Annotated in this window: 8 protein-coding genes; 4 read left to right on the plus strand and 4 right to left on the minus strand. The window is 69.6% G+C overall.

Translation table 11 applies throughout. The features are described from left to right. Positions 1 to 2: 2 nt before the first annotated feature. A complete protein-coding gene (locus OG792_RS34535) occupies positions 3 to 2,153 on the plus strand; it encodes a prolyl oligopeptidase family serine peptidase (protein WP_329106098.1) in 2,151 nt (716 codons plus the stop codon). 125 nt (positions 2,154 to 2,278) lie between these two features. Next, complete coding sequence (locus OG792_RS34540; RefSeq protein ID WP_329104950.1) at positions 2,279 to 3,637, plus strand: IS4 family transposase; 1,359 nt, start codon at positions 2,279 to 2,281, stop codon at positions 3,635 to 3,637. Between the two features lie 220 nt (positions 3,638 to 3,857). Here OG792_RS34540 and OG792_RS34545 read toward each other — a convergent pair whose 3' ends face one another. From OG792_RS34545 to rfbB, 4 genes are all read right to left on the minus strand, one after another. Continuing rightward, positions 3,858 to 6,122 (minus strand): heavy metal translocating P-type ATPase, encoded by a 2,265-nt coding sequence (locus OG792_RS34545; RefSeq protein WP_329106099.1) that lies wholly within the window; start codon positions 6,120 to 6,122, stop codon positions 3,858 to 3,860. Between the two features lie 10 nt (positions 6,123 to 6,132). Continuing rightward, positions 6,133 to 7,056, minus strand: coding sequence for a hypothetical protein (locus tag OG792_RS34550; RefSeq protein WP_329106101.1), 924 nt, complete (start codon positions 7,054 to 7,056; stop codon positions 6,133 to 6,135). 6 nt (positions 7,057 to 7,062) lie between these two features. Further along, positions 7,063 to 7,266, minus strand: a complete 204-nt coding sequence (locus tag OG792_RS34555) for a heavy-metal-associated domain-containing protein (protein ID WP_329106103.1) — start codon at positions 7,264 to 7,266, stop codon at positions 7,063 to 7,065. A gap of 233 nt (positions 7,267 to 7,499) precedes the next feature. After that, positions 7,500 to 8,492 carry a dTDP-glucose 4,6-dehydratase gene (gene rfbB, locus OG792_RS34560; RefSeq protein ID WP_329106105.1) on the minus strand — a complete coding sequence of 331 codons (993 nt, stop codon included), beginning with the start codon at positions 8,490 to 8,492 and terminating at the stop codon, positions 7,500 to 7,502. 276 nt (positions 8,493 to 8,768) lie between these two features. On the opposite strand from rfbB, the gene OG792_RS34565 reads away from it, so the two are divergent. After that, positions 8,769 to 9,155, plus strand: a complete 387-nt coding sequence (locus tag OG792_RS34565) for a hypothetical protein (protein ID WP_329106107.1) — start codon at positions 8,769 to 8,771, stop codon at positions 9,153 to 9,155. Between the two features lie 334 nt (positions 9,156 to 9,489). Beyond that, positions 9,490 to 9,747: an SCO4848 family membrane protein gene (locus OG792_RS34570; RefSeq protein ID WP_329106109.1), complete on the plus strand. Its 258-nt coding sequence runs from the start codon at positions 9,490 to 9,492 to the stop codon at positions 9,745 to 9,747. Positions 9,748 to 10,100: the final 353 nt, after the last annotated feature.

Here is a 10,100-nt window from a genome sequence, read left to right on the forward strand (position 1 = left end):
AGGTGACCGACTTCATCGGTACACGCGAGAACGGGCCGAGCCGGCCGGATGTTGCGCCGGAGGAAGGGCCCCGGCCGGACGACGCGCCGGAGGAGGGGCCTGCGCCGGAGGAGGGGGCTCGGCCGGACGGCGGGCTGGACGAGGCGGACGAGTTCCGCTGGCTGGAGGACCTGGACAGCGCGGCGGCCACCGACTGGGTGACCGACCGGAGCGCGGAGACCCTGGCCGCCTTCGCCGGCACCGACGCGTACGCGCACCTGCGGGACGGGCTGCGCCGGGTGCTCGACGCCGACGACCGGATCGCCTACCCGAGCTGGCGCGGCGAGCTGCTGTACAACCTGTGGCAGGACGCCACCCATCCGCGCGGGCTGTGGCGGCGCACCACCCTGGAGCAGTACCGGACGCCGGAGCCGGAGTGGGAGATCCTGCTCGACCTGGACGAGTTGGCCCGGCAGGAGGCGGAGAGCTGGGTCTGGCAGGGCGTCACGGTGCTCCGGCCCGACTACCGCCGGTGCCTGGTCAGCCTCTCCCGAGGCGGCTCCGACGCAACCGTCGTACGCGAGTTCGACCTGGTCGAGCGGGCCTTCGTCGCGGACGGCTTCGTCCTGCCGGAGGCGAAGAGCGACGTCGGCTGGATCGACGCCGACCACCTCTTCGTCGGCACCGACTTCGGCCCCGGCTCGCTGACCGACTCCGGCTACCCCAGGGTGGTGAAGCGGTGGCGACGCGGGACACCGCTCGCCGAGGCGGCTGTGATCTTCGAGGGGCAGCCGACCGATGTCGCGGTGCAGGCGGCCCACGACCCGACCCCCGGCTTCGAACGCGACCTCGTCTACCGGATGGTCGACTTCTACCGCACCGAACAGTTCCTGCTGACCGGGGCGGGCGAGTTGGTCCCGATCGAGGTGCCGGACGACGCCCGGACCGACGTCCACCGGGAGTGGCTGCTGATCCGGCTCCGGTCGGACTGGATCGTCGACGGGGTCACGTACCCCGAGGGGGCGGTGCTGGTCAGCCGGTTCGACGACTTTCTCGCCGGGCGGCGGGAGCTGACGCCGGTCTTCGAACCCGGACCTACCACCTCGTTGCGGTACCACGCCTGGACCCGTAACCACCTGATCCTGGCGGTGCTGGACGACGTACGGCTGCGGTTGGAGGTGCTCAGCCCCGACGGCCGGGACTGGCGGCGGTCCGTGCTGGATCAGACGCCGGGATTCGACCACGCCGACATCGTTGCCACCAACCCGGACCACACCGACGAGTTCATGCTCGCCACCAGCGGTTTCCTGCAACCGGCGACGCTGAGCCACGGACGGGTCGGTGCCGGGGTGAGCACGCTCAAACAGGCACCGACCTTCTTCGACCCGACCGGCCTCTCCGTACGGCAGTTCTTCGCCACCTCGGCCGACGGCACCCGGGTGCCGTACTTCGTGGTCGGTCCGCCGGACGGCGATCCCGGCCCGACCCTGCTCACCGGGTACGGCGGCTTCGAGTTGTCGATGACGCCCGGCTACGACGGGATCATCGGCCGGGGCTGGCTGGCCCGGGGCGGCACCTACGTGCTGGCGAACATCCGCGGCGGCGGCGAGTACGGCCCGAGTTGGCACCTGGCCGCGCTGCGGGAGAAACGCCCACGGGCGTACGAGGACTTCGCCGCGGTGGCGACCGATCTGGTGACCCGGGGCATCACCGAGCCGGCCCGGCTGGGCATCGAGGGCGGCAGCAACGGTGGCCTGCTGATGGGCGTGATGCTCACCCGCTACCCGGAGCTGTTCGGGGCGATCGTCGCCTCGGTGCCCCTGCTCGACCTGCGGCGGTACCACAGGCTGCTGGCCGGAGCATCATGGATGGCCGAGTACGGCGACCCGGACGACGCGGCGGACTGGGCGTACCTGCGGGAGTTCTCGCCGTACCACAACGTGCGGCCGGGGCGGCCGTACCCGCCGGTCCTGTTCGTCACCTCGACCCGCGACGACCGCGTCCATCCGGCCCACGCCCGCAAAATGGTGGCCCGACTACGCGAGCACGCCTACGACGTCTCCTACTACGAAAACGTCGAGGGCGGTCACGGCGCCGCCGCCGACAACGCCCAACGAGCCGCCAAGTGGGCCCTAATCCTGCACTTCCTCCACCACCACCTCACCCCCCTCTAGCCCCAATGCCGCGTAGTTAAGGCTTGGGTCTGCTTGTCAAGGGCGTGTCGTGGCAGAAGGAACGACGGGGCTCCGGTATAGAGGTTTGTCACTCCAAGACAGCCTCTGGACCGGGAGCCCCGCCGTTGGAACAGTTTGCCATCACCCGGACGATCGCGGTGGCTTCGGGGCGGTTCGCGCCGGGTCATCTGGGTGAGTTGACGCAGCACGTGCCGTTCGAGATGGTCGACGCGGTCCTGGCCGATACCCGGTCGGTGCAGGCTCGGGTGCGGGATGTGCCTTCGCGAGTGGTGGTATATCTGCTGCTCGCGGCGGGGCTGTTCACCGAGTTGGGCTACCAGCAGGTATGGGCCCGGCTCGTCGCCGGCCTGGACGGGTTGGCGGTGGCGATGCCGACTTCCTCAGCCCTGTCCCAGGCCCGCCGTCGGGTCGGGGACAAGCCCCTGGCGGCGTTGTTTCGGCTGTTGGCGGGTCCACCCGCCGGGGCCCAGCGGTGGCGGGGTCTGCTGGTCTGCGCGATCGACGGCACCAGCATGTTCGTGCCCGACAGCACGGCGAATCTGGCGGTCTACCCGCGTCAGGCCGGCACCCACGGCGGGTCCGGATATCCCATGGTGCGGCTGGTCGCGGTCGTGGCCTGCGGCACCCGCACACTGATCGACGCGGTGTTCACCCCACTCACCACCGGTGAACTCGCCTGCGCCGGGCGTCTGCTGGGCTGTCTGCACCCGGGCATGCTCCTACTGGCCGACCGGGGCTTCGCCGCCCGCACGATGATCGAACAGTTCGCCGGCACCGGCGTCGACCTGCTCGTGCGGGACAAAGACGACCGGCGGCTACCGGTGATCCGCCGCCACCACGACGGGTCCTGGCTATCGGTCATCGGCGCGATGACGGTCCGGGTCGTCGACGCCGAGATCCTGGTGCACCTCGACGGGAAACACCATGTCGGCCGGTACCGGCTGATCACCACCCTCACCGATCACCACCGATTCCCCGCTCTGGACCTGGTCACGCTCTACCACCAACGCTGGGAAATCGAGACGACGTACCTGGAGTTGAAGTCCACCCTGCTCGGCGGACGGGTCCTACGGGCCCGGACCCCGAACGGGGTGAGTCAGGAAGTCCACGCCCTGCTGACCGTCTACCAAACGGTGCGGCTGGCTATGGCCGACGCCACCGCCAACCAACCGACCAGCCCGGACCAGGCCAGCTTCACCGTGGCGGTCCACGCCGCCCGGGACCAGATCATCCTGGCCACCGGGGTCATCGCCGACACCACCATCGACCTCGTCGGAGTGATCGGCCGCGCGGTCCTGACCCACCTCCTCCCGAAACGACGCGCCCGAACAAGCCCACGAGTAGTCAAACGCGCCATCTCCAAACACCGCGCCAAAGGCACCATCGACCGCACCAACTACCACCACACCATCACCGTCAACATCCTGCACACCACAGGATTGACAACCGACCCACCCCCCTAACTAAGCGGCATTGCCCCTAACCCCCTCCCTCCCTCCCACTCCCCTCCCCCTCCCCCCCGCCCCGCCCCCTCCCCGTCGATCTAGGGCAAATACGTGTTAGTGGATCTCCATCCACCACCATTTGCCCTAGATCGCCGACACGGCACGGCACGGCGCGGCACGGCGCGACGCGGCACGGCGCGGCACGCGCGGGGCACGTGCGCGACGCGCGCGGGGGGGGTTACGGGAGGGGGTGGAAGTGGCGGAGGCGGAGGCTGTTGGCTACCACGAAGATTGAGGACAGTGCCATGGCGGCTCCGGCGATCATGGGGTTGAGCAGGCCGGTGGCGGCCAGGGGTAGGGCGGCGACGTTGTAGCCGAAGGCCCAGAACAGGTTGCCCTTGATCGTCCCGAGGGTACGCCGGGAGAGCCGGATCGCGTCCGCCGCGGCCATCAGGTCGTCCCGGATCAGGGTCAGGTCGGCGGCCTCGATCGCCACGTCGGCGCCGGTGCCCATGGCGATGCCGAGGTCGGCCTGGGCGAGCGCGGCGGCGTCGTTGACCCCGTCGCCGACCATCGCCACCACCCGGCCCTCGTCCTGGAGCCGCTTGACCACGTCGACCTTGTCGGCGGGCAGCACCTCGGCGATCACCTCGTCGATGCCGACCTCGGCCGCGACCGATTCGGCCGCGCCGAGGTTGTCGCCGGTCAGCAGCACCGGGGTCAGGCCGAGTCCGCGCAGTGTGAGGACCGCCCCGGCGCTGCTCGGCCGGACCACGTCGGCGACCACGAACACCGCCCGGACCTGTCCGCCCCAACCGGCGAGGACCGCCGTACGACCGGCGGCTTCGGCGTCGGCACGGGCGGCCGACAGGCGTCCGGGCAGGTCGAGTCCCCGGTCGGCGAGCAGCCGTTCCCGTCCGACGGTCAGTTCGTGGCCGTCGACCGTACCGGTGACGCCCAGCCCGCCGAGTGCGGCGAAGTCGCCGACCGCCGGCAGCGGGCCGACCCGGTTGACCGCACCGGCCGCGATGGCCCGCGCGATCGGGTGTTCGGACGCGGCTTCGACCGCTCCGACCAGGCGTAGCGCCTCGTCGGGCGACTGGTCGTCGGCGGTGACGACGTCGACCAGTGTCATCCGGCCGGTGGTGACGGTGCCGGTCTTGTCCAGCACGATCGTGTCGACCGTACGGGTGGATTCCAGCACCTGCGGACCCTTGATCAGGATGCCGAGTTGCGCCCCCCGGCCGGTGCCGACCAGCAGCGCGGTCGGGGTGGCCAGGCCGAGCGCGCACGGGCAGGCGATGATCAGTACGGCGACCGCGGCGGTGAAGGCGGTGGAGCCGCCCGTACCGGCACCGAGCCACCAGCCCAGCGTTGCCACCGACAGTGCGATCACGATCGGCACGAAGACCCCGGAGATCCGGTCGGCGAGCCGCTGCACCTGGGCCTTGCCGGTCTGCGCCCGCTCGACCAGTGTCGCCATCTGGGCGAGCTGGGTGTCCGAGCCGATCCGGGTGGCGCGGACGACCAACCGGCCGCCGGCGTTGACGGTCGCCCCCACCACCGGTTTGCCGGGGCCGACCTCGACCGGCACGGACTCCCCGGTGAGCAGGCTCGCGTCGATGGCGGAGGTGCCCTCCTCGATCACCCCGTCGGTGGCGATCTTCTCGCCGGGCCGGACCACGAACCGGTCGCCGACCGTCAACTGCTCGATCGGTACGCGTACCTCGGTCGTGCCGCGCTGCACCGCGACGTCGCGGGCGCCGAGTTCGAGCAGTGCTCGCAGGGCGGACCCGGCCCGTCGCTTGGATCGGGCCTCGAAGTAGCGGCCGGCGAGCAGGAACAGGGTCACCCCGGCGGCGGCTTCGAGGTAGATGTTGCCGCTGCCGTCGGAGCGGCTGACTTCGAGGCTGAACGGGTGGACCATGCCGGGTGTGCCGGCGGTGCCGAAGAACAGCGCCCAGAGCGACCAGCCGAACGCGGCGGTGGTGCCGAGCGAGACCAGGGTGTCCATGGTCGCGGCCCCGTGGCGCAGGTTCACCAGGGCGGCCCGGTGGAACGGCAGCCCGCCGTAGACGACGACCGGGGCGGCCAGGGTCAGCGAGAGCCACTGCCAGTAGGTGAACTGCCAGGCCGGGACCATCGCCAGCGCGATGACCGGCACGGTCAGGACCAGGGAAACCCACAATCGGGTACGCAGCGCGTGCAGCTCGTCGACCGGCTCGCCGCTCGCGTCGGTGTCACCCGCCCGCCGGGGCGGTGGGGGGAGCTGGGCGGTGTAGCCGGTCTTCTCCACGATGGCGATCAGCTCGGCGACGGTGACGGTGTTGTCGGTCAGCGTGACGCTGGCCTTCTCGGTGGCGTAGTTGACCGTCGCCTCGACGCCGTCGAGCCGGTTGAGTCTCCGCTCGATCCTGGAGGCGCAGGAGGCGCAGGTCATGCCGCCGATGGTGAGCTGGATCGAGGTGGCTTCCCGGGGTAGGGATCGGCCGGCGGTGGTCATCGCTGATCTCCTAACCGTGGGTCTGGCCGGGCTGGCCGGCGAGTGCGGTGAACTCGGCCGTCCGGACCGTGTCCCGGTGTTGGAAGTCGAGGAAGAGCCGGTACGCCCCGGCGCTGGGCACCTCCACCCGGAAGGTGATCGTCGGCCCGGCCGTGGTCCGCCCGTCGCCGGGTCCACCGTCCGGGTGTACGTGCAGGTAGGCGAGGTCCCCGTCGCGCAGCGCGACCAGGTGACCGTACGCCGCGAGGTAGGGCTGTAGGTCGGTTACGGGGGTGCCGTACCTGCTCACGGTGAGGGCGAGGGTGGACGAGGTGCCCGGTTCGAGGGTGCCGTCGAGAGTGACGGTGTAGCCGTCGCCGACCAGGGCACTGCGGCCGGTGACCGGCAGCGGGACCGGTCGGTAGTCGCCGGGCGCCGGTACGTCGACCCCGAGCGTGATGTTGTCCGGGTGTCCGGCCGGCTGGAAGTCGGCGATCAGGCGGATCTGTCCGGGTGCGTCGATGGTGAGCGCAACGGTCCAGGTGCCGTCGCCCGCCATCCGTGGATGTACGTGCCGGAACCCGCTCAGGTCGCGACGTACCACTATGAGGTGCAGGTCCCTGTCGTGCGTCGGCGTGTACGCGGTCAGCGGGGCGCCGTCCGGCCCGAGCACCCGGAACGAGAACTGGTTGGCCGGTCCGGTGGCCAGGGTCGCGGTGAGCGGGGTGAGTCGGTAGCCGTCCTGGGCCACCTGCAACCCGCCCGGCGGTTGCGTCGGTTCCCCGATCTCCTCGTTGTCGTGTTCGGGCGGGACGCTGCCGGGGTGGCCGTGACCTGACCGGGCGGCGGTGTCCGGGTCGGGTCCGCGCCCGGTCACCTGGCCGGCGCCGAGGGCGGCCCCGAAGACCACCGCCAGCCCGGCCAGGTAGCCGCCGACCTTGAATCGGGTCTTCATGGCTCGTTAGCCGACCAGGTTGTAGCCGGCCTCGTTGACTGCGGCGCGGACCGCGGACTCGTCGAGGGGCTGTTCGCTGTCGACGGTGACGGCACCCTTGCCCACGTCGACCCGTACCTTGCTGACGCCGGGCAGGGCACCGATCTCGGTCTGGACCGACTGTGCGCAGTGGGCGCAGGTCATTCCGGTGACCTGGTACGTGGCTTCCATGGGGCCTCCTCGTCGGGGGTGGTGATCGGTCGGTGCCCGCCGTGACGGCACGGCACGACCCCTGCTGCGATCAACCATACCCGTACCCCCCAGGGGTATCAAGGTGGTCCACAACACTCGTCGGATGGAGTCGTGCCGGGTGTTCGGGCAAGAGAAAGCGCCGCTCACCGGGGTGAGCGGCGCTTTTGGGCGAGATCTTGGGTCGACCGCCGTCCGGCGGGGCGACGGGAGGGTCAGCGGCCGAGCTGGCGGTACTTCGCCTCGGTCGCTTCCTTCTTCGGCCGCCACCACTTCTCGTTCTGCTGGTACCACTCGACGGTCTGGGCGAGCCCGTCGCGGAAGTTGAGGTACTGCGGCTTCCAACCGAGTTCCGACTGGAGTTTGGTGGAGTCGATCGCGTACCGCAGGTCGTGGCCCGGTCGGTCACCGACCATGTCGAACCAGTCGTCCGGGCGGCCCATCAGGCGCAGGATCTCCTGGACCACCACAATGTTGTTCAGCTCGCATTCGGCGCCGATCAGGTATGTCTGGCCGATCACGCCGCGTTCGAGAATCGCGTTCACCGCGGTGTTGTGGTCATGTACGTGAATCCAGTCGCGGACATTCAGCCCGGAGCCGTAGACCTTCGGCCGGATCCCGTCGATGACGTTGGTGATCTGTCGCGGGATGAACTTCTCGATGTGGTGGAACGGCCCGTAGTTGTTCGAGCAGTGCGAGATGGTGGCGCGGACACCGAACGACCGGATCCAGCCGCGCACCATCAGGTCCGAACCGGCCTTGGTCGACGAGTACGGGCTCGACGGGTCGAACGGGCTGGTCTCGGTGAACTTGCGGTCCTCGTCCAACTCAAGATCGCCGAACACCTCGTCGGTCGAGATGTGGTGCAGCCGCTTGTCGTGCCGCCGCACGCTCTCCAGGATGTTGAAGGTCCCGATGAGGTTCGTCTGAACGAACGGGCTCGGATCCACCACCGAGTTGTCGTTGTGCGACTCTGCCGCGAAATGCACCACGGTGTCGGCTCGTCGTACGAGGTCGTCAACGGTGGTGGCGTCGGTCACCGAGCCGTGTACGAAATTGATGCGTTGCTCCACCTCGGCGAGGCTGCTCCGGTCACCCGCGTAGGTGAGCGCGTCGAGTATGTCGATCTCACAGTCGAGTGCGTCCAGTGCCTGGCGGACAAAATTTGATCCGATAAAACCCGCACCACCGGTGACCAGTAAACGCATGGGCGCAATCGTAACAGCGCCGGGGTTGATGGCAGACCATGCGTAGTTGCGGTCCTGGGTCTCGGGGACGCCGGCCCGGTGACCCCCGTCGCCCGGGAGGCGCCGGGTCGACTCAAGCGGCTACCTCCGGGTTCGCCCCAATACGAGATAATTCTTCGCTATCGTCGCCTTGGGAAGCGGGCGGATCGGGACATCTGGGAGCGGCTGCGCCCGTCGGCGGCCGGTCCACGGCCACCGGAGAAGCCAATCCGCGCCGGTCGTGAAGGGGGCATCACGATGGTCGTCCGTCAACGGAGCCGACGCCGTACGCCGGGCTGGTGGGGTCTGTTCGCCCCCATCCTCGCCGGCGTGGCGCTCGCCACGAGCCTGACGATCGACCGCCCGGATGCCGCCCGCCAGCTCGGCGCGGTGGTGCCGGTCGCGGCACCGGCGCCGACGTCGGGATCCGGCGGCGTGACCTTCGAGGTGCTGCCGGTGCAACCGACCGCCACACCCACCGGCCGGCCCACTCCCCGGCCGACGGGCACCGGCGGTGGGCACCTTCCGGTTACCGGGGACGAGCCGATGCCGTCCGGTTGGCTGTTCGTCGTGGGCGCGGTGCTCCTCCTGATCGGCGCGCTGACGGTCGCGGTGTCGCGCGGACTGCGTCGCCGCCGGTCCTGAGCGCTCGGGCGTCCGGTTCTGAGCGCTCAGGCGTCCGGGCCGTCCCTACTGGGACACACTCCGTTCGTACCTTTCCGCTCGCCTCCGGGAAGTACGCCTCTCGCCTCCGGAAGGATTCGTCTTTCGGAGGCGAACCGCTCGGAGGCGAACCTCTCGGAGGTCGGATGGGTCGGAGGGCCTGCCTCGGGGCGAGCGTTGGTCGTGACCGAATGGCCGTCGTGACCCGACCGAATGGCCAATGTGACGGCGATGGCGGCCTTCGCTGCTCCGAACCGTGTCGATCGGCTCGTCGGCGGCCCGTCGCCAGCGTGCTGACCTGGCATACTCGCCGCTCGTGACGCTTTCGCGCGGCTGGGCGCTCTTTCTGTCCGGGGTCGGTCTGTGGACCTGGGTGATCTGGCCACGGTTCGGTCTGGCGATCTGGCAGGACCCCCGGTCGTGGTCGACCGGAGAAGTGGGCGCGGGGTCGCCGACCAGCTTTCTCTGGGTACACGCGGTACTGATCGGAGCCTCGTTGGCGATCGGTACGACCGTCGGGCTCCTCGGTCTACGGGCCTGGCGGGCCACCCGCCGGACCGGTCAAAACCGCTGAGTACGCGGCATCCGAACCCGATCCGAGAACTCAGTCACCTTGATCGATTTGGCTCTGAACCAGTCATCGGGTAACTTTTTCCAAGTCAGCGGGGCACCGGACAGGAACCGCCGGGTAACACCGGGGGAGCAGGACGGCCCGCTAAATCCTCTCCGAAACACATGGTGTAGGTTGCTGTGTGCGAAGAGCGGGCCCGATCAGAGTTTGATCGGGTGGTTATGAACAAACCGGGAACTTCCGGTTTGACTCGGCGGAAACGACCGGGTAGCGTAGTAAAAGCGCCGGGCGGGAACGCCGGGTGTGAATGTGGGAGTAAAAAGCCCCGGGTTGTGGGCCCCTTGATTGGGGTTGGC

Origin of the sequence: Micromonospora sp. NBC_01699 (genome assembly GCF_036250065.1) — a bacterium.
Lineage (GTDB): Bacteria > Actinomycetota > Actinomycetes > Mycobacteriales > Micromonosporaceae > Micromonospora_G.